At 46.3% G+C, this 21007-nt stretch carries 18 protein-coding genes; 10 read left to right on the top strand and 8 right to left on the bottom strand.

What is annotated here, in order from left to right; genetic code table 11:
• Positions 1-208: 208 nt before the first annotated feature.
• The 5 genes from rlmB to A4R26_RS01245 all read right to left on the bottom strand — a co-directional run bounded on the left by rlmB (position 209) and on the right by A4R26_RS01245 (position 4218).
• Positions 209-973: a 23S rRNA (guanosine(2251)-2'-O)-methyltransferase RlmB gene (gene rlmB, locus A4R26_RS01260; protein ID WP_081158877.1), complete on the bottom strand. Its 765-nt coding sequence runs from the start codon at positions 971-973 to the stop codon at positions 209-211.
• Positions 957-1517, bottom strand: coding sequence for an NUDIX domain-containing protein (locus A4R26_RS01255; RefSeq protein ID WP_081158874.1), 561 nt, complete (start codon positions 1515-1517; stop codon positions 957-959). Before A4R26_RS01255 ends, rlmB begins: the two co-directional genes overlap by 17 nt.
• 199 nt (positions 1518-1716) lie before the next feature.
• The gene (locus A4R26_RS34725; protein WP_165760114.1) at positions 1717-1881 is read right to left on the bottom strand and encodes a hypothetical protein; all 165 of its coding nucleotides are present in this window, start codon (positions 1879-1881) and stop codon (positions 1717-1719) included.
• Between the two features lie 100 nt (positions 1882-1981).
• Positions 1982-3235: a methionine adenosyltransferase gene (gene metK, locus A4R26_RS01250; RefSeq protein ID WP_081158871.1), complete on the bottom strand. Its 1254-nt coding sequence runs from the start codon at positions 3233-3235 to the stop codon at positions 1982-1984.
• Between the two features lie 170 nt (positions 3236-3405).
• Positions 3406-4218, bottom strand: coding sequence for a glycogen/starch synthase (locus tag A4R26_RS01245; protein ID WP_081158868.1), 813 nt, complete (start codon positions 4216-4218; stop codon positions 3406-3408).
• Between the two features lie 282 nt (positions 4219-4500).
• On the opposite strand from A4R26_RS01245, the gene panC reads away from it, so the two are divergent.
• From panC to rfaE2, 4 genes are all read left to right on the top strand, one after another.
• On the top strand, positions 4501-5364 hold the full coding sequence (gene panC, locus A4R26_RS01240; RefSeq protein WP_081158865.1) for a pantoate--beta-alanine ligase: 864 nt from the start codon (positions 4501-4503) through the stop codon (positions 5362-5364).
• A gap of 138 nt (positions 5365-5502) precedes the next feature.
• A complete protein-coding gene (gene panD / locus A4R26_RS01235) occupies positions 5503-5847 on the top strand; it encodes an aspartate 1-decarboxylase (protein ID WP_081158862.1) in 345 nt (114 codons plus the stop codon).
• Between the two features lie 179 nt (positions 5848-6026).
• Entirely contained in the window at positions 6027-7049 is a 1023-nt protein-coding gene (locus A4R26_RS01230) for a lysylphosphatidylglycerol synthase transmembrane domain-containing protein (RefSeq protein WP_081158859.1), read from the top strand.
• The gene (gene rfaE2, locus A4R26_RS01225) at positions 7036-7524 is read left to right on the top strand and encodes a D-glycero-beta-D-manno-heptose 1-phosphate adenylyltransferase (RefSeq protein ID WP_081158857.1); all 489 of its coding nucleotides are present in this window, start codon (positions 7036-7038) and stop codon (positions 7522-7524) included. Before A4R26_RS01230 ends, rfaE2 begins: the two co-directional genes overlap by 14 nt.
• Before the next feature lie 337 nt (positions 7525-7861).
• On the opposite strand, the gene A4R26_RS01220 is transcribed toward rfaE2, so the two are convergent.
• From A4R26_RS01220 to A4R26_RS01210, 3 genes are all read right to left on the bottom strand, one after another.
• Positions 7862-8503, bottom strand: coding sequence for a DUF4294 domain-containing protein (locus tag A4R26_RS01220; RefSeq protein ID WP_081158854.1), 642 nt, complete (start codon positions 8501-8503; stop codon positions 7862-7864).
• Between the two features lie 592 nt (positions 8504-9095).
• Entirely contained in the window at positions 9096-11519 is a 2424-nt protein-coding gene (gene ccsA / locus A4R26_RS01215) for a cytochrome c biogenesis protein CcsA (protein ID WP_081158851.1), read from the bottom strand.
• 9 nt (positions 11520-11528) lie between these two features.
• Positions 11529-11948, bottom strand: coding sequence for a cytochrome c maturation protein CcmE domain-containing protein (locus A4R26_RS01210; protein WP_081158848.1), 420 nt, complete (start codon positions 11946-11948; stop codon positions 11529-11531).
• Positions 11949-12406: 458 nt separating this feature from the next.
• Between A4R26_RS01210 and A4R26_RS01205 the strand changes: the two genes are divergently transcribed.
• From A4R26_RS01205 to A4R26_RS01180, 6 genes are all read left to right on the top strand, one after another.
• Positions 12407-13453 (top strand): agmatinase family protein, encoded by a 1047-nt coding sequence (locus A4R26_RS01205; protein ID WP_081158846.1) that lies wholly within the window; start codon positions 12407-12409, stop codon positions 13451-13453.
• A gap of 227 nt (positions 13454-13680) precedes the next feature.
• Positions 13681-14235: a hypothetical protein gene (locus A4R26_RS01200; protein WP_081158843.1), complete on the top strand. Its 555-nt coding sequence runs from the start codon at positions 13681-13683 to the stop codon at positions 14233-14235.
• A gap of 505 nt (positions 14236-14740) precedes the next feature.
• Positions 14741-16252: an L-piperidine-6-carboxylate dehydrogenase gene (amaB, locus tag A4R26_RS01195; RefSeq protein ID WP_081158841.1), complete on the top strand. Its 1512-nt coding sequence runs from the start codon at positions 14741-14743 to the stop codon at positions 16250-16252.
• Positions 16253-16482: 230 nt separating this feature from the next.
• On the top strand, positions 16483-17991 hold the full coding sequence (locus tag A4R26_RS01190) for an OmpA family protein (RefSeq protein WP_081158838.1): 1509 nt from the start codon (positions 16483-16485) through the stop codon (positions 17989-17991).
• A 355-nt stretch (positions 17992-18346) separates the two neighbouring features.
• Positions 18347-20056: a S8 family peptidase gene (locus A4R26_RS01185; protein ID WP_081158836.1), complete on the top strand. Its 1710-nt coding sequence runs from the start codon at positions 18347-18349 to the stop codon at positions 20054-20056.
• Positions 20057-20269: 213 nt separating this feature from the next.
• A complete protein-coding gene (locus A4R26_RS01180) occupies positions 20270-20872 on the top strand; it encodes a DinB family protein (protein WP_081158834.1) in 603 nt (200 codons plus the stop codon).
• Positions 20873-21007: the final 135 nt, after the last annotated feature.

Genomic DNA, 21007 nt, shown 5'->3' with positions numbered 1-21007 from the left:
TTTGTGGTTTGTTGTTTGTGGTTTGTGGTTCTTTCATTCGTGACAACTAAATATATGCAGGCTTCACGCAATGGCAGCCCGTTCCTGCGGCCTCATTTTCTTTTCCAGATTACCCACAACCTGTATTTCACCTGTAACCTGTAACAGTGGTTTATTGGCCATTATCACAACTTGTCCCGCTCTGCGGGATTATCGAATTATCACATTATCACATTCTACTCTTCATTGCTTCATACAGCACGATTCCGGTGGCAACCGACACATTGAACGATTCAAAATTTCCCGCCATCGGGATCTTTATTTTTTCATCGCATATTTTCATCAACGCAGGGAATACGCCGTTCTCTTCATTTCCCATTACAATGCAGCAGGGCGCTGTATAATCAACTTCATACAGGAACTTTTCGGCAGTCATTTCAGTGGCAAGTACTTTTATCCCGTTCAGGTGCAGGGTATCTACCGCTTTCATTAAACTGTTCACCCGGCAAATATTGATCTTTTCCAGGGCGCCGGCCGATGATTTCATGGCCTCTTCATTCAGGGCGCCAACGCCTTTGTCGGGAATGATAATGGCCTGCGCGCCGCAACACACCGCACTGCGGGCAATAGCCCCGATATTACGCACATCGGTTATACCATCGAGTATTACAAACAAAGGCGTTTCACCGTTACCCATAACATGGTCTATCACCTGTTGCAGGTCCATATACTGTACCAGGCCCGCAATGGCAATAACGCCCTGGTGATTGGCCTTTGTAAAGGATTGCAGTTTTTCGGGTGGCACCTGTTGTATGGGAATGTTCTGATCCCGTGCCAGTTGCCTGATAGTGCCAATGGAATCGCCGCTTACATTTCGCTGAAAGAATATTTTATCGATAGGCCTGCCCGATTGAATGGCTTCAATTACCGGCTGACGGCCAATGATCAACGATCCTTTGTTTATACCTGGTTTCTTTTTATGATAACCGTCCATCTGCCAACATGAGTTTTACTTTTAAAATAGCTGCTACCGACATCGAATCGGTTATTTCGCCGCGTTCTACCATTTTGTATGCTTCTTCAAACGGCAGTTTCTTTACCTGCAATTGTTCCGTTTCTTCGGGCGAGGCGGTATGCTGGCTTAAATTCCTTGCCAGGTAAACCACCGCATATTCATCCGTAACGGAATTGCTCAGGTGCATTTCAACGAGATGCGTCCACTCGGCTGCCACCAACCCGGTTTCTTCGAGCAATTCGCGTTTGGCCGATTCAACAGGGTCAATGCCGAAGGCGCCACCGCCTTCAGGTATTTCCCAGCTATAGCGATCGATCGTGAAGCGGTACTGTCCAACCAGATATGTATTCAATTCGTCATCGAGCGGCAGGGCGCCGGTGGCAATGCCTTTAAAATGCACTTTGCCATAGATGCCTTTGCCGCCTGAAGGATTGATCACATCGAATTCGGTGAGTTGTATCCAGGGATTTTCATAGATCTTTTTTTCATCTATTACCTTCCATGGATTGAGCTGTTCATTCATGGCCCGAAAATAGAACATCTGCTACAAAAAAAAGTCCTGACGGTACCGTCAGGACTGAATAATCTATTTCTAAGTCTTTATAAGAGTTTAATTGCGGCCACCAGCAAAGAAGACCAACCTATCATTAACACAATTATCCATTTCAATTGATCTTTGAAACATTGCTCCATGCGGGTTACCAACTTGTTGATATCACTTTTTAAGCAAAAAAATCTTCTTTTGTGGCAAGCCGGTCTTTTTCAGTATTGAATTTATTATCAACAATATCTTCAATACTTGCAACTACCGCCTGTGCATCTTCTTTATTCATGAAGTGCTTATTCAACAATTCGTACATTTTAACCGCCTGTGATGCTGTCACCATTCTCTCACGGTTTCAACAAATATAACTAAAATATCTCATACAAACAAATACCATCCCGCAAAACAGGATGGCATTCAAGTACTTACATGAGTTCAATTTTTTATCTGATCCCGAAAGCCTGCTTGATCTTCCTTACATAATCCAGCTTCTCCCAGGTAAACAGCTCCACTTTTTTCTTAATGGTTTTACCATCGGGTGCAGTGAAGGTTTTTTCAACCACTTCCGGCTGACGGCCCATGTGTCCGTATGCAGCAGTTTCACTGTAAATAGGATTACGCAGTTTAAGACGTTGCTCAATGAAGTAAGGACGCATATCGAAGATCTGGCTAACGCGTTTGGCTATTTCACCATCGGTAAGCTCAACTTTGGCAGTGCCATAGGTATTGATGTACAAACCCATTGGCTGGGCAACACCAATAGCGTATGAAACCTGTACCAGTACTTCATCGCACAAACCGGCAGCAACCAGGTTCTTCGCAATGTGACGGGTAGCATAGGCAGCAGAACGGTCAACCTTTGAAGGATCTTTTCCGCTGAACGCGCCACCACCGTGAGCGCCTTTACCACCGTAGGTATCAACGATGATCTTACGGCCGGTTAAACCAGTATCGCCATGCGGTCCGCCGATAACGAACTTACCGGTTGGGTTTACGTGGTACTTGATCTTATCGTTGAACAGGTGAGCGTATTTTTTATACTTTGCTTTAACGCGTGGGATCAGGATGTTGATCACATCTTCCCTGATCTTTTTAGCCATTTTTGATTCTGAATCAAAATCATCGTGCTGGGTGCTTACAACAATAGCATCGATACGAACAGGCTTGTTGTTATCATCGTATTCGAGGGTAACCTGGCTTTTGGCATCGGGACGTAGGTACTCGATCTTTTTTCCTTCGCGGCGCAGGGAGGCCAGTTCTATCAATAATTTATGGGCAATGTCCAATGCCAGTGGCATATAATCTTCGGTTTCGTTGGTAGCGTAACCAAACATCATACCCTGGTCACCAGCGCCCTGATCTTCTTTCTTTGTTCTGTCAACACCCTGGTTAATATCGGACGACTGCTCGTGAATGGCTGATAATACACCGCATGAGCTGGCTTCGAACATGTACTCGCTTTTGGTATAACCAATTTTGCGAATCACCTCACGGGCTATTTCCTGAACATCGAGATATGCCTTCGATTTAACTTCACCCGCCAGCACTACCTGACCGGTTGTAACCAATGTTTCACAAGCTACTTTCGATTGGGCGTCAAATGCCAGGAAGTTGTCAATAAGGGCATCAGAGATCTGGTCAGCTATTTTATCAGGATGGCCTTCCGAAACACTCTCAGAAGTAAATAAGTAAGGCATAAATCTTTGTTTGTTGGAATTGTATAGAATATTAATGGGAGCAAAAATATAGTTATAAGTTATAAGTTCTAAGTATTATGTTGATGAAATAGGTAATTGTTAATTACATGTGAACATCTAATCACTTATAACTTATTACTTAAAACTTACTACTTTTTATAACTTTCAACTTACTTGGTTAAATCGTGATAGAGTTGCAGGTAATCTGTAAGGTCCGACTCGGCATTGTAAGTGAGCACCTTCTTACCTTTTACCTTTCCAAAATCCTCAACCAGCTTTTTGTCAACCTTATCGGCGCCAAAGGTAATGGCATCGGCATACGTGGCGCCGCCACGCATCATGGCCGTGGTAGTACCTTCTTTGAATGGCTCGAGGTCTTTTTCTTTTACGACAGAGCTGATAGAAGCGATCTTCAGAAAATCATCACCCAGTTTCTCCTTGTGTGTATTGTTGCCGATGGTATATATGACCTTGCTGTGTGAGAATACCGGCTCTTTTTTGTAGGCTGTCTTTTGGTACAGGGGAATTAAACCGGTCATCCAGCCGCTGCAATGAATGATATCCGGGGGCCAGCCGAATTTCTTAACCGTTTCCAGGGCGCCTTTACAGAAGAATGCGGTGCGCAGGTCATTGTCGTCAAACCATTTCTCTCCTTCATCATGGAAGATGAACTTGCGTTTGAACAGGTCTTCATTATCCAGAAAGTAAACCTGTAACCGGGCGTTGGGTAAAGAGGCTACTTTGATTTGCAGGGGATAATCATCATTACCTACAGAAACATTAATGCCCGACAACCGAACCACTTCATGCAGGCGATGACGTCTTTCGTTGATAACCCCAAACCGGGGCATGATACAACGTACTTCAAAGCCATTTTCGTTTGCCTTTATTGCCAACCGGTTAACCGTTTCAGAGAATTCTGTTAACTCCAGGTAGGGGGACATTTCGTTAGCAATAAATAAAATTCTTTTCTTTGTCAGCATTATAGATAATAGTTGATGAGCTAACTTTTAAAAATCAGGGTGCAAAGTTAAGGTTTTTTTATTAGTTGTAAGCTAGTCCCGATAAAGTCAGGCATTCCCGGACAGCAGATCGATGTTCAGTGTCCCGGGTTTCCAGGCTTTTGTTTTTGGCTTTCGGCTGTATTTGTAATTTGTATTTGTATTTGCTTGCAGCTTGAAGCTTGCGGCTTGAAGCTTGCGGCTTTCAGCCTTCTTTCACCCTAGAAACACTAACAGCGCGCATATAACTTAAAATTTCGTTAAATGATCATTTTCAAATATGCCGACCAGCTTGCCCGGTATATTCAACAACAAAAATCAGCCGGTAAACAAATCGGCTTTGTGCCCACCATGGGCGCCCTTCACAGTGGCCACATTGCCCTTATCGACCAGTCGAAAAAAGCCACCGCGGTAACGGTTTGCAGCATATTTGTAAACCCCACCCAATTCAATAATCCTAACGATTACCAGTTATACCCCAAAACAATAGAACCGGATATTGTAAAGCTCGAAGCGGCCGGCTGCCACGCCCTCTTCCTGCCGGCCATTGCTGAAATGTATCCACAGGGCACCAGTAACCTTGAACAATATGACCTGGGTTACCTGGAAACTTTGCTTGAAGGGAAATACCGCCCCGGCCATTTTCAGGGGGTTTGCCAGGTTATGAACCGGCTGCTGACTATGGTTCTGCCCCATAAATTATTCATGGGACAGAAAGATTACCAGCAATGTATGGTAGTAAGCCGGTTGTTGCAACTGATGAAAAGCCCTGCCGAACTGATTGCCTGCCCTACCCTGCGCGAAGCTGACGGACTGGCCATGAGCAGCCGCAACATGCGTCTTTCGCCTGAAAACCGGCAAAAAGCTACAACCATATATAAATGCCTGACGTTAATTAAGCAGGAAAGCAACCAGGGGACCACCTGGCCTGTTGTAAAGGAAAAAGCCACAAAAATGCTTACCGATGCCGGTTTTAGCATCGATTATGTAGAACTCGCCGACGCCCATACCCTGCAGCCCGCTACCGCCACGATGGCCACCATTTACCAGGGGCCACGGGTTGCCCTGGTAGCCGCATTCTTAGGCGATGTACGGCTGATCGACAATATGCTGTTGAACGAGGCATAACGGCAAAAAGGCAACGAACAGATCGCATTGAAAATTAACTTTATACCTTTTACCGGTTGCCTGGATGCCCAGTTGCCTCGTTCCCTTTTATTCACTAGCTTGCGCCCGTCTATAAAATCGAAAAACAAGTATATCATCATGGAGATAGAGATCCTGAAATCGAAAATACACCGCGTAACCATTACAGAGGCAAACCTTAACTATGTTGGCAGTCTGACGCTCGATGAAGACCTGATGGATGCCGCCAACATGATCGAATATGAAAAAGTTCAGATCGTAAACGTAAATAACGGCACCCGCATAGAAACCTATTTAATTAAAGGCAAACGCGGTTCAGGCGTTTGCTGTTTGAACGGACCCGCCGCCCGCCAGGGCGCTGTAGGCGATATCGTGATCGTAATTTCCTATGCTACCATCGATTTTGAAAAAGCAAAATCTTTCAAACCTTCGGTGGTGTTCCCGCAAACCGGTAATAAATTATAGTTGACGAACCTGGAAACTTGATTTAGGGGAACTGCACTCATATAATTTATTGACCTGATCAATTTTTTGGCAAAATTTCCCTGTCAGTTTTTCAACTGATCAACTTATTATCTTGTTAACTTATGAACCTGTTAACTTGTTAACAGGTTAACCTATTTTTGTAGTAAATAAACCCCCATATGAATAAAAAAATTCTGAGCGTTTTACAGTATATCCTGTTTCTGGGGCTCAGTATTTTTTTGGTATGGTGGTCGGTGAAGGATATTAGTGATAAAGGCTGGGACGATATCAAAAACGCCTTCCGCAATGCAAACTACCTGCTGATCATACCCGTTATGATCACCCTGTTGTTAAGCCATTACAGCCGGGCATTGCGGTGGAGGATCTTAATGGGGCCGCTGGGGTATAAACCGCGGGTTTTTAATACCTATATGGCGGTGCTCATTGGTTATATGGCCAACCTGGCCATACCGCGGCTGGGCGAAGTGCTGAAATGCACCATTCTGGCCCGTTACGAAAAAGTACCTGCCGATAAACTGGTGGGCACTATTGTGGCCGAGCGCGCTTTCGATGTGCTTTGCCTGTTACTCGTGATCGTGATCACCATTGCCACCCAGGCCGATGTTATTGGCGGTTACCTGAGCGTAGAACTGAACAAGATCGTTCAAACCAAAGCCGGGGCGTTCTCCACTACCCGCATTTTCATCCTGCTGGCCATACTTCTGGTGGCCGTTACAGCGGTAGTGATCGTTTTCAAAAAATTCTCGCACAGCAGGTTCATTCAAAAGATAAAGACCATTTTCCAAGGCATATGGCATGGCATAACCAGCGTTCGGTACCTGAAGAACAAAGGCTGGTTCATCTTTCATACCCTTTTCATCTGGACCATGTACCTCCTGAGCGTTCAGATCGGTTTCTGGGCCATGAAAGAGACCGCCGTTTACAGCATTCCGCAAGCCTTATCGGTTTTGACCATGGGCAGCCTTGCCATGATCGTTCCGGCGCCCGGGGCAGGCCTCGGCGTATACGCACTTTTTGTGCAGAATACCATGCTGGCATACGGATTAAAAGAAACGCTTGGTTTTGCGTTCGGACAACTGATGTGGTCGGTGCAGTTCTTTTTTGCCCTGATCAGCGGTTTTATCGCGCTGACCTTATTACCCTATTTCAATAAAAGCATTACAGTTAATGAGAAAAGCTGATATCATTCCCACCAGGGTATGCACGTTGAATGAAGCTGTTCATAGAGTGAATCAATGGCGGGTGACCGGTAAAAAGGTTTCATTTACCAATGGAGTGTTCGATATACTGCACCGTGGCCATATTTTTTCGCTTTCACAGGCGGCGGCAGAAGCCGATTACCTGGTGGTTGGACTGAACTCCGACGCCAGCACCAAACGGTTAAAAGGCGACAGCCGCCCGGTTAACGATGAGCAGTCGCGGGCGCTTGTACTGGCATCGCTGCTGATGGTCGATATGGTGGTCATTTTTGAAGAAGATACACCGCTGAACCTCATCACTACCCTGCAACCCGATGTGCTGGTGAAAGGCGGCGATTACACCCTTGAACAAATTGTAGGCGCCCAAGAAGTTATGGCAGCGGGTGGAAAAGTGATCATCAATCCTATTGTGGAAGGGTTTTCTACGACGGGGATCATTGAGAGAATGCAGTCGTGAATCGGCAAACGGCAAACGTGAATCGGCAAACGGCAAACGTGAAAGTCTTATACCTTAGACTAATCATCGTTGGCGGCAGTCCGAAACTTTAGCTACAAAAACGCTAATAAAACGCTACACTCAACTCATAAAAAAAGTCCCGCGTTAGCGGGACTTTTTCAGAATATCTTGATTTTTTTGCTTCTTACTTCTTCCCTCTTACTTGGTGCCACACCTTTATCAACTGTATCGACTTTTCAACGTCCTGGTCAACAAGTTAACTCGTCAACGCGTCAACTTACCCCTATCACCTGTATCAACTCTATCAACTTTTCAACTCCCCCGTCAACCCGTCAACTCACATCCTATGCATCCGCTCCACTTCCTGCACAATCATCTCTATTTCCCGCTCATCGCCATTGGCATTGTAGGGCTGTTTCAGGTTGCTGCCAAATACAAAGGCAACGGTTTGCCAGGCCCTGGCGGTAAAACCACCTTTATATTCTTTGATGATGTTATAACAGTTATTCCCCGTTTGCCGGTTGATCAGTTTCATCAATACTTTTCCCTGGTAAATAGATAGTTCGCTGAGCGGTTCGGCAAACTGTTTCTTCAGTTCCTTTTCGCGGGAATGGATGTATTTCTTTTTATCCGAATCATTCATGTGTACGATCCGCGCATTGATATCGTTCATGATAGCCCCGGCCCTGCGGGCGTATGGATAGGTTACATACACGGCATTGCGTAAACGCGTCCACGCTTGTTTTTTCTTTAATAAATGCTTGGGATAGGGAACCTGAACCCAGGTCCACTCGAGCGTTTCAAGCGGCACATACTCATGATCGTGGATCACGGCAGGTACCGGAATGGTATCATTTGGGCCTAACTGCGGCAGTGGAATGGAGTCGGGCGCCGTTTGTCCAGTTGCCGGACTAACCGACACCGCCACAAGCGCTAAAACCGCCACTACAAACCTGAATATTTTTCTTTCTGCAGTCATTTTCGAGTGCTACAATATAATACAATTTCCTTGTAATAATAATTCCAAAAGACACGCAACGTAACCCCTGATGTTGCAAAATAATTCTTAAAAAAACCTTAAGAACTGTACTAAAGTTACAATACGAATTAATCAGGGCAAACAGTTGGCTGATGATCGTTTTATGAAATAAGGCGAATCCCTTATTGGGCATTGCTCTTTCTCATGAAAAGCACCATCTGACCGGGCTGCACCGTTGTGAAAAAAGGGGGTAAATGGTGAGTGGTGATTGGCGAATTCGCCAGCGCCCGGGCAGGCTGGCCGGCTACCGGAAATTCCTGAAAATCAAAAACCCCGCTAACGCGGGGCCTTTTCCTTATATTTTAAAAACTTTAATTTCCTGATTTTTATCTTCTGTAACTGCCCTGTCAACCGTTACCCTCCCAACTTTTCACCTCCCACCCTGCATTTCCCTTGTCAACTTGTCAACTCATCAACCAGTCAACTCTTAACCTGTATATCCCCTTCAACTTTTCAACTCCCACCCTGCATTTCCCTCGTCAACCAGTCAACCAGTCAACCAGTCAACTCGTCAACAAGTCAACTCGTCAACTCACCTCATCATCTTCACCCTGCGCACAATACTCATTACAAAACCTGCTATCATCAGGATGGTTCCCAGCCAAACCAGGTTGATAAAGGGAAACTGAAGCACCTTCAGGGCCAGGAACGGCGCCAGGCGCGATGATTCCTTCACACTGATCTCCAAATGTTTGTCGTCGGCAATGCGGGTAAGCCCAACGGCCAGCCCCTGCGAATAGAGCGTATCCATTATATACTGCGCCCCATTGTTGCGAACATAGAACACCGGTTGGGCGGTCAGCTTTTGCTGCTCCTTTGTATAAACGCTCAGGTTGGCCATAATAGCCGTATCCCTGCCGGTGAACTTATATTTTTCATTATTGGGGTTAACCGTAACGCTATCGAGGATCATGTACCCTTCTGAATAGAACAGCGTATCACCCGTTTTTACCACATGATTTTTGAACTGCGCCGTATCGGTACCTTCCTGCACTGAGCTGGAATGGTTCACATAACTGAAAATATCCTTATGCCAGTAATGCCGGGAATCGGGGTTGTTCGACATCCCCTCCTGCCCTTTGGTATTCTTTATGAGGTTGGGGTACAGAGTGAACTTATCCCTGCCATCCTTGCGCTCCATATCAACCTGAAACCAGGTGATCTTGCCATTGGCGGTGGCCGAATCCTTTACATACGTTGCCCAGTACTTGCCCATGTCGGTTTTCACACCGCGGAAAAGGGTCAGGTTCTCAAAACCCTCTTTTGGCCTGTCGGGACCAAAATTGAGCGGGTTGAACGTGTTTACCGACACCACTTCTTTTTTGGAAGAAGAGATGAGGATGCCAACCAGCATCAGTGCAAAACCAAAGTGCGCTACCGATGCACCGGCCGCTTTCCATTTTCCGTTCAAACCGGTAAAAATGTATGCTGCATTGGCAATAACCGCATACACCGCAGCAAATAATGCAAGGTGAATGGCGGCCAGGAACCCGATGCCGTATTTGTCGTAATTGATCTGTCCGAAGTAACTGATAGATGCAGACACCAGTACGGAAGCTACCGTAGCCCACAACAGCTTCTTAACGAGATATTGCTTTGAGGTGTTCTTGTATTTGAGGTATTGCCCAATAGCAGTAAGCACCCCGATCACCACCGCTACGAAGATCTGGATACGGTTATAGGGAAATTCTTTGTCTTCCCCGATCACCAGGCTGGTGCCGAAGATCTTATTGATAATGGGGAAAGAAGTTGGAATAATAATGGCCATGGCCGACAGGAACAATACCAGCGAACCGATGAACATCCAGAACTCGCGGCTGTTGAACTCCTCTTCTTTGGCAATGTGCGGGATCTTTTTATACCGCGCAATAAACAACACCAGCGAAGGCACAATAATGAGGAACAGCCAGATGCGCATTTGCCAGTTCATACCCGAATCAACAAACGCGTGCACCGAAGTATCCTGCAGATCGCCGCTGCGGGTAAGGTACGTTGAGTACAATACCAGCAGGAAGCTCATTATAAAGAAAAAGTGCGTAGCCCGTAACGAGTGCCCGGTTGAATTGTAAATAACCTGGGTATGGATACCGGCTACCATAATAAGCCAGGGAACCAGCGAAGCGTTTTCAACAGGGTCCCAGGCCCAGTAACCGCCGAAAGTGAGCGATTCGTATGCCCAGGCGGCGCCCATCATAATACCGAGGCCGAAAATTGCGCCTGAAAAAAGCGACCAGGGAAGGGCCTGTTTGGTCCAGCCCCCGAAATCTTTCTTCCACAACCCGGCAATGGCAAAAGCAAAAGGCACAATGGTGCTGGCATAACCCAGGAACAAAACCGGCGGGTGTATTACCATCCAGTAGTTCTGCAATAACTGGTTCAACCCGTTACCATTGGCTATTTTTGGCTGGCTCAGGTAATCGGCGGCCGAAAATACCGGTGCATCCTGAAACTGGTGCCGGGTAAGTAAAAACGGACTGCTGCCTATTTTCAGATCGAAAACATACACGCCGATAATAAGGGTGGCCAGGCAAAACTGGGCGAAACTCATCACCGTCATTACGGGCGCTTCCCATTTCCTGCCTGTTTTTATTAGCAATATGCCCAGGATGGACTGCCAGAAGGCCCATAAAAGGAATGCGCCCTCCTGCCCTTCCCATATACTGCTGAGCAGGTATTTGGGGTTCAGGGAAACATCCGAATGGTTCCAGGCATAATAATATTCGTGATAATGGTTCGAAATGATAAAGAAAAGAATGCCGAAAGTGGTGAGTACCGAACCCGCATCGATAAAAAATGCAAAGCGGGCCAGCTTTTTCCAGCTATCGTGGTCCTGGGGTGAGGTAGCATTGGAAGCTTTGAAATAGGCAATAGTTGCCACCAATGACGCTACCAGGGAAAGTACTATCAAAAAATGTCCCAACTGACCGGGTAACAGGTGTTCACCGATATACTTCATTACAGGTTATTAGTTTTGAGTCAGGTTGTTCTGCGCAGCTTTGGGATCGTCTTTGTACTTGGAAGGACATTTTATAAGGATACCATCCTTACTGGTGATTTCAAAAATATCGCCTTGCATTTTCCCTTTCAGCACAATACGATCACTCTTCTCCATATCGAAAGGCTTTTCGAAATAGTAACGCACCTGCGCCCTGTTCCCCAGTGAATCAACTACATAAAATTTGGTGAGGTTGGGGTTTTTGGCCGGATCGTACTCGATGGGTATTGCTGCCGATTTATCGAGCTTGGCAATCACCGTTACGGTTTTTCCTTCTTTCTGACGGGCCGAGGCGAGGGTTTCATAGGTAGACAGGTCGGCCATAAAGCTCAAAAGGATCATAATACCTACAGCTATGCCTACCAGTATAACAATATGGATCTTTTTCATCTGAAATTTTTATTGTAGCTGTCAGGTGTGCCACACTTGCATTCAAAGAAGAAAACTAAATGTGGCACACCTTTTAATGCACAATTGTTACATGCACCGCAAAGTTAGTTCAAAAATGTATTGAGGTATGGAATGATTTTGATCATGTGGCATTAAAATATTCGTAATTAGATACATAGATGGAGCAGCAACAAAGCAGCCGGAAAAAAGTTCGAAGTTGGAAGTTGAATGTTTTAAGTGTAGCTTGCCTGCCATCCCCTAAAGGTTTTGCCTGTTTCCCGAAGCGGAACAGCATGCTGATTACAATGCAGGGAATTCCAAATATCGCCAACTAAGAACTAAAAACTAAGAACTTAGAACTGTTGGCCGCTAACAAGCGTAAGTTTGTTTTATACAATTTTTTTGCAGGTTTGCAATCGGGTGCTACCTTGCATCCCCGTTTTTTTAGCGTATGATATATGACAGATCTATCACATTTTGATCCCAACGCGGCAAGTAACCCCAACAACAATATTTTTGGATTGCCATTCAAGGAGGAAGATGCCCGTTTGGTCATTTTGCCCGTGCCCTGGGAGGTTACAGTAAGCTATAATGCCGGCACCGCGCGTGCGGCGGATCATATCTTCAAGGCAAGTATGCATGTCGATCTTTTTGACCCTGACCACAAGGAAGCGTGGAAACAGGGTTTTTTTATGCGCCCGCTCGATAAAAAGGTCCTGCTGAAAAGCGATTACCTGCGCAAAGAAGCCGAACTGTACATCGACTATATTTCACATGGCGAAATACTGGAGAAGAACCTTTTCATGTGCAAATCGTTGCGCGAGATCAATGAAGGCGGCAATTATTTGAACAAATGGGTGTACGAACAAACCAAACAGTTACTGAACCGCAATAAACTGGTGGCCATCCTTGGCGGCGACCACAGTATTGTACTGGGGTATTTCAAAGCGCTGGCCGAACAGCATGGCGATTTTGGCGTATTGCAGATAGACGCCCACTGCGATCTGCGAAAAGGGTACGAACTGTTTACGTACAGCCATGCCAGTGTGATGTACAATGCGCTGAAAGAAATCCCTTCGCTTACCCATCTGGTGCAAATAGGCGCCCGCGATTACTGCCAGGAAGAATGGCTGTATATTCAGGATAATAAAGACAGGGTTACTACCTATTTCGATAAGGATATAAAAGAACGCCAGTACGAAGGTGAAACCTGGAAACAGATCACCGATGAGATCGTAAAAAAATTACCACAAAAAGTGCTGGTAAGTTTTGATGTTGACGGCCTCGATCCTAAATTGTGCCCCAATACAGGCACACCCGTACAGGGCGGCTTCGAAACCGAACAGATCTTTTACCTGATCAAAAAGGTCGTGCAAAGCGGCCGGCAGTTCATAGGTTTCGATCTGGTGGAAATCGGCGTTGGCGATAACAACGAGTGGGATGCCAATGTGGGTGCGCACATCTTGTGGAGATTAGCCAATAAGCTGGTGGCCAGCAACCAATAAAATCACGGCAATCGGCAATAGTGAATCGGCAACGGTCTCCGAAGTTCCTGGCCTCGCCGGTCAACCTGTAAGCCATTAACTGGGATGCTGCTTAGAGTGCCTCTATCAACTTTATCACCTCTATCAACATTTCAACTAATAGCCAGGCTGCTGCACACAGGAAATCCTTGTCAACCCGTTAACTCGTCAACCCGTTAACTCGTTAACTCGTTAACCCGTCAACTAACATGGTATACCAATATGTTGTTACCCTTAAAAATCAGAATAACCGGTATATTGATATACTGGGGCTAATACTCAGCCTTTTTTCCGTTGTTTCCTTTACGCTCGAATTAATGGGCAGCCGCCATGTAAGCGTGGCTTACCTTATTGGTGCGCTGGTGGTGTTGGGTATTGTTATCTACAACCTTGCCCAACAGGCAAAGAAACGCAAAGTGTATTACAGCCGCGCCCTGCTGATAGCCGCACTGGTATGGATGAAAATGCCTTATCTGCAATGGCTGGTGTTTTTATTCATCATTCTCGCCCTGCTCGAGTACCAGGCAAAATATTCAGTTGAGATCGGGTTTGCCGATAATGAAATCGTGATCAATTCGCTCTTCAAAAAAAGATATACCTGGAAACAGTTCAGCAACATTGTACTGCGTGATGGGTTGATCACCCTCGACTTTACCAATAACCGCATTTTACAACGCGAAGTGGAAGACGATGAAGACGAGGATGCGGATGAGGACGAATTCAATGACTACTGCAGAAAACAACTGGCAAATACTGGTTCTTAGTTCACAGTTCACAGTTCACAGTTCTCAGTTCTCTGTTCATAGTTGTTAGTTTGCAGGCTTCTGCCGGCGATGCGCAATATTTTTAGTATATTGCAGTTGGTTATAATTATATCTCCTGCGCGCATTCCGCATGCTGTACAAGACCTTCACGAGACCCTTACGGGACTTTCACGAGACTTTCACAAGACCTTTACGAGACGTTGACGAGACGTTAATGCGCTGCGAATGGCCATGGAATCGTCTCGAAATAGTATTCATAGCCTATACTAAGCCTTGTATACTAACTACGCACCCTACTGCACCTCTATTCAACCTTACATGCAAAAACTGCAGATTTTGTACAGGTCGCATACTGTACCTGCTATGTTTTACCGCATATTCACTTACATATAACCTATGTTTGGCCTGTTAAAACCCTGAACTCTTTCGGCTTTGAGCTTGCGGCTTTCAGCTTGTGGCTTGCAGCTTGCTTTTCCTTACATTTGTTAGCAAAATAACTTTCCATATGGATTTTCTTGCCCCGTTAAACATAGCGGAACTGAATGCAGGCGTGTCAACCGGTACGGCCCATGGCGAACGTATTGAATCGTTTTCGCCCGTTGACGGCAAACTCATTGCCGCCGTGCAGGCCGCCGATAAAAGTGACTATGAAGCCGTAATAGCCAAAGCACAGGCTGCTTTTACTGAATGGCGCACCTGGCCCGCTCCCAAACGCGGTGAAGTCGTGAGGCAGATAGGCGAAGCATTGCGCGCCAATAAAGAACCGCTGGGTAAACTGGTTTCCTACGAAATGGGAAAAAGCCTGCAGGAAGGATATGGCGAAGTGCAGGAAATGATCGACATCTGTGATTTTGCGGTTGGTCTTTCGCGTCAACTGTACGGATTATCCATGCACAGCGAACGCCCCGCGCACCGCATGTACGAACAATGGCACCCGTTAGGTATTGTGGGTATTATCTCCGCCTTTAATTTCCCTGTGGCCGTATGGAGCTGGAACTCCATGCTGGCGTGGATCTGCGGTAATGTTTGCATTTGGAAACCTTCCGAAAAAACGCCTTTGTGCGCAGTGGCCTGCCATCATATCATTGCAGAAGTGCTGAAACGCAACAACGTTCCCGATGGTATAAACGGCCTGGTTATCGGCGGCCGCGAAGTGGGTGAATGGCTTTCGGCCGATACCCGCATTCCGCTGGTTTCTGCAACCGGTAGTACCCGTATGGGCAAAGCCGTAGGAGCAGCCGTTGGCGCCCGCCTGGGCCGCGCCCTGCTCGAACTGGGCGGAAATAACGCCATCATCATTTCAAAACACGCCGACCCCGATATCGCTATTCGCGGGGCTGTGTTTGGCGCCGTTGGTACTGCCGGACAACGTTGCACTACCACCCGGCGGCTGATCATACACGAAGAAGTATACGATTCCATTAAAAATAAACTTACCACAGCCTACAGGCAATTGCGTATCGGCAACCCGCTCGATGAGAACAATCATGTGGGACCACTGATCGATAAAGATGCAGTAATGCTTTACAACAAAGCCCTCGAGGCCTGCAAAAAAGAAGGCGGCAAATTCATTGTCGAAGGCGGCGTACTCGATGGCGATGGTTATGAAAGCGGCTGCTACGTAAAACCATGTATTGCTGAAGTGGAACCGCATTACAAGATCGTAGAGCAGGAAACTTTCGCCCCCATCCTGTATCTGATGAAGTATAACAGTCTCGATGAAGCGATCGCCATTCAAAACGGCGTTCCGCAGGGTCTTTCTTCCAGCATTATGACGCTGAACCTGCGCGAAGCGGAACAGTTCCTTTCTGTCAATGGAAGCGACTGCGGTATTGCCAATGTGAACATCGGTACTTCGGGCGCCGAGATCGGCGGGGCCTTTGGCGGTGAAAAAGAAACCGGCGGCGGCCGCGAAAGCGGCAGTGACGCCTGGAAAGCGTATATGCGACGCCAGACGAATACGATCAATTACTCTACACAATTACCCTTAGCGCAGGGAATAAAGTTTCACGTATAAATGCACATTTCTGATTTTGAGATATAGGGATTTTGAGATTTCATTTGGGTGCTGCCTTATGACAAATCTCAAAATCCCTGAATCCCGGAATATCGAAATCCCTGAATCCAGAAATCGCAAAATCCCGTACATCCTGCTTCTTCAACCTCATCCGGCCGGCAGACCTCGCCCCGAACAATATAACAATCATTCAAAACGTTATAACCTGTCTGACAGACTGAAAAACCGGTATGAAGAAATTTTACACGCTGCTGCTTTTTACTACCCTTATGTACGCTGCCAATTCCCAAATGCGGCTGGGAATCATGGGTGGTCCGCATTCTTCTTCAGTAATTGAAAAAAATTATATTCCGAACTGGGCCAATACCACCGAGCCATATTATTCAAAAAGAAGCGGTATTCACCTCGGGTTAACCGGCGAAATTCCGCTGGGCTATTCCAATAAATGCTTTTTTAATCCGGGGATGCTGTATATGAGCAAGGGCAGAAAATTCAGCCGTCTGTACGATACTACCGTAGTCAATACCGATACTTTATACCAGAACAACACATTTTACACCAACTATATTGAAGTTCCGCTGAACGTAATGCTGAAACTGCGCATGGGTAAAAAAAGCAGTTTCCTCATCAGCGCCGGCCCTTATTTCGCTTTCTTCTTTAACGGAAAACAAACGAACGAAACAAGGGTGGCCATCAATAATTCGGATGTTAAGTTCAGTTCCGAAGAATCGGATATACAGGTTGGTAAGAACATGTATAATGTTACCACTTTCGACGCGGGTGTAAACGCCCGTGTTGGTTTTGAATTTGGTAACATCATGCTTACCGGTTTCTTTAGCCAGGGTCTGATGAACTTTTATGAAGTGCCATACGATGCCACGTTCAGGCATCGTGTAATAGGAGCTTCCCTTGGTTTCTGGCTGAATAAAAAAGTAGTGCTTAGTAACGACAGGGATAAAGACGGCGTGCCCGATAAAAAGGATGGCTGTCCCGATGTGCCCGGCTCACTCAAAGCAGGCGGTTGCCCTGATAATGATGGCGATGGCGTGGCCGACGCGGTTGATAAATGCCCCGATATATTCGGTGAAGCCCGTTACAGAGGCTGCCCTATCCCCGACCGCGACCACGATACCGTACTTGACGATGATGATAAATGTCCCGATGTGGCAGGCCTGTTGAAATACCAGGGTTGCCCGCCACCCGATACCGATGGCGACGGAATCGACGATGAAACAGACCTGTGTCCAGATAAACCGGGCCCGGCCGACTTCAATGGCTGCCCTGTGCCCGATACCGATGGCGATGGAGTGAATGACAAAGAAGACAAATGCCCCACCGTTGCGGGTATTGCAGAAAACCATGGTTGTCCGCCCATTAAGAAAGAGATCGTGGAAAAAGTGAACTATGCCGCTAAAAAGATATTCTTTGCGGTAGGAAGCGATAAAATACTGCCGGCCTCATACAGCGCGCTGAACAATGTGGTAGCGGTATTACGTACCGATAGCACCCTGAAACTGGTTATATCGGGCCATACCGATAATGTTGGTAAACCGGCCTCGAACCTGGCCTTGTCGCAAAAACGTGCCGATGCGGTGAAGAACTACCTGGTGCAAAAAGGGCTTGACGCCAACAGGTTACAAGCCATAGGTTATGGCCAGGAAAACCCGGTTGCCGACAATAGCACACCGGAAGGAAGGGCTGCCAACCGCCGGGTAGAACTGAGGCTGTCGCAACAATAGCCAACAGGCAATTGACAGGCAAACCGGAAGTCCGCGATCGAAGGGGAAACCCAAAATCCGGCAACCCCTGCCCGTTGTAAATTGACTATTGAAATCTTGACAATAAATTATGAACAAATAACCAGCCACTCATGTAATAACATACATGCGTGGCTTTTAATTTTATATTTTGTGGAGGGAAATAATGAACGTTTGTAAAGTGCGAATGTATAAAGTACACCTGCAAACGGCCTTCCCCCGATCTATGGTTTTCAGGTTCATCATTTGTTAAGAATTAGTAAAAAACAGGATATTTGGACCTTATTTACCATTAATAAATTACGTTACACATCAGTAAAGCAAAAAACACTTGTAAATGAACAAACTGGTAAAAGTAGCAGGACTTGTAACTGCCTTTGTGATTGCAGAGAATACCTCCTTTGCGCAACAGGAGAAAAGCACAAAATCAGGAGATGTGCCGAAGGGTTGGCACCTGCTCGACAAAACCAAGGACGGATTCAGTGGTATCAGCATCGATAAAGCCTATGAATTTATCCGTACAAAAAACCTAAAAGGAAAAACCGTAGTGGTTGCGGTGATCGATTCAGGTATCGACACGTTGCATGAAGACCTGAAAGAGATCTTGTGGGTAAACCCCAAAGAAATTCCCAACAATGGTATCGATGACGATGGCAACGGCTATGCAGACGATATCCATGGCTGGAACTTTATTGGCGGTAAAGACGGCAGGAACGTTAAACAGGACTCTTATGAAGGAGCCCGCGTTTACCATATGTACAAAGACAAATTTGCCGGTAAGAACATCGACACCACCAAACTGAGCGCCGAGGAAAAAGATGAGTACAAAATGTGGGTCAGGTCGAAAAAGAAGATCGAAGGCGATGGCAGCGATGAAGGCGTTGACCTGGTAATGCTGAAAAGAGCATTGATGAGCGCCCAGAAAAGCGACAGCGCCATGCGTAAGTTCCTGAACAAAGAAACGTATACCGGTAACGACGTAGATACTTTTACAGCGGTTTCAACAACCGAAAAAGGCGCCAGAGCCAGCCTGTTGTACCTGTTCAAAGCCAACCAGATGATGGAAACCACCAACAAGGAGTTCCTCGAAGGTTTTGAAGAGTTCGTAAGCGGTGAAGAAAGAAAAGCTGAAGCCAAAGACAAAGCGCCTCAAAACTACCGCGGCGATATTACGAAAGACAATGAAGCCGATATCAACGACCGCGACTATGGTAACCCCGATGTAATGGCTTCTACCCCCTTCCACGGTACACACGTAGCCGGTATCATCGGCGCAGTTCGTGGTAATGGAAAGGGAATGGATGGTGTTGCCGATAACGTTCGCATTATGATGATCCGTGCCGTGCCCGATGGCGATGAGCACGATAAAGATATTGCCCTGGCTATCCGTTATGCAACCGATAACGGCGCCAAAGTAGTGAACATGAGCTTTGGTAAAGACTTCTCGCCCCAGAAAAAATGGGTAGATGAAGCGGTTAAATATGCAGAAAGCAAAGGCGTGTTGCTGGTACATGCGGCTGGTAACGATGCCAAGAATATCGATACGGCCGATAATTTCCCCAATGCAATGATCAAAGGCAGCAATACAAAGGCATCTAACTGGATCACGGTTGGCGCCAGCGGCGATCCCAAAGCCGGCGGCTTCACCGCATCTTTCTCAAACTATGGAAAGAACCAGGTTGATGTGTTTGCGCCCGGTGTTAAGATCTATTCAAGCATTCCCGGCGGCAATACCTACGGAAATGCACAGGGTACCAGTATGGCCTGCCCGGTAGTTGCCGGTACAGCAGCCTTCCTGCTTGAATACTTCCCTTACCTTACACCACAGCAACTGAAGTACTGTTTAATGAAATCATCTCAGGCGCCTGAAACCAAGGTTAAAAAACCTGGCACCGATGAGCTGGTTGCGCTGAACGAATTGAGCGAAAGCGGTGGTATCATCAACGCGTTCGAGGCCGCTAAAATAGCCGCCACGCTTGATCCTTCCGGTAAAAAAGCGCCGAAAAAATCGTCGCCCAAACCAACAATGAAGAATAAGAGAGGATAGTTTTATTTATAAAACATACAGGGTACAAATAACTGGCACAGGCGATTATTTGTACCCTTTGTTATTTTATGTCGTGAATGGTCAATGGTGAATAGTACCCGATGCGGGAGACTAATAACTAATTCGAATGCATAGAATTCGTGAGCCCATTGACCATTGACGATTCACCATTGACCATTGACCAGTTTTAAGTACTTTTAGAAAAAATGATGTATGGTCAGCAAAAAAGACATTACCGTACCTGATTTTTATAAAACCTATCTCAATGCACTGCAGGAAGAGAACCTGCAGGAAGCCCTTGCCAACAATACCCGCCGCTTTAGAAAACTGCTGAAACAGATCCCGCACAAAAAGATCAACTATGCCTATGCGGAAGGCAAATGGACCATCAAGGAGTTACTGCAACACATAATCGATGCCGAACGGGTATTTATTTACCGCGCGCTTACATTTGCCCGTATGGACCCCGCTCCCCTCCCCGGTTTTGATGAAAACAACTGGGCCATAACCGCCAAGGCGCCCAAACGCAAGTGGAATGAACTGGTTGATGAGTTCAAAGCCCTGCGCACCGCCAATGAGCTTTTCCTGCATTCGCTCGATGATGACCAGCTGCTGCAAACCGGTTCTGCCAATAACAGTACCATCAGCGTGGCCGGACTGGCATTTGTTTGCGCCGGACATGTAGCGCATCACATGCGCATTATACGTGAAAGATACCTGGGTGAAGAATACAATGGAAAAGAGAAAATAAAGGAGAATGCCGCTGTGATCAGAAAGAAGAAAAGGAAAAAGTCGCAAAAGAAGTTGAAAGGTTGATAAGGGTGATAGAGTTGATAAAGGAAAGGCAAAGAACAGATGAATATTGAATATCAAATGTAGAATGATGAGGTAGAAAACAACCGCGGCCCAATGCCTCACCAAATTTGGCTTTCCGCTTCTGTCTTTTATGGC

Source organism: Niastella populi (genome assembly GCF_002078015.1).
GTDB lineage: Bacteria > Bacteroidota > Bacteroidia > Chitinophagales > Chitinophagaceae > Niastella > Niastella populi.
Note: the sequence above shows the minus strand (reverse complement) of the source record. Positions and strands in the feature narration are given on the sequence as shown.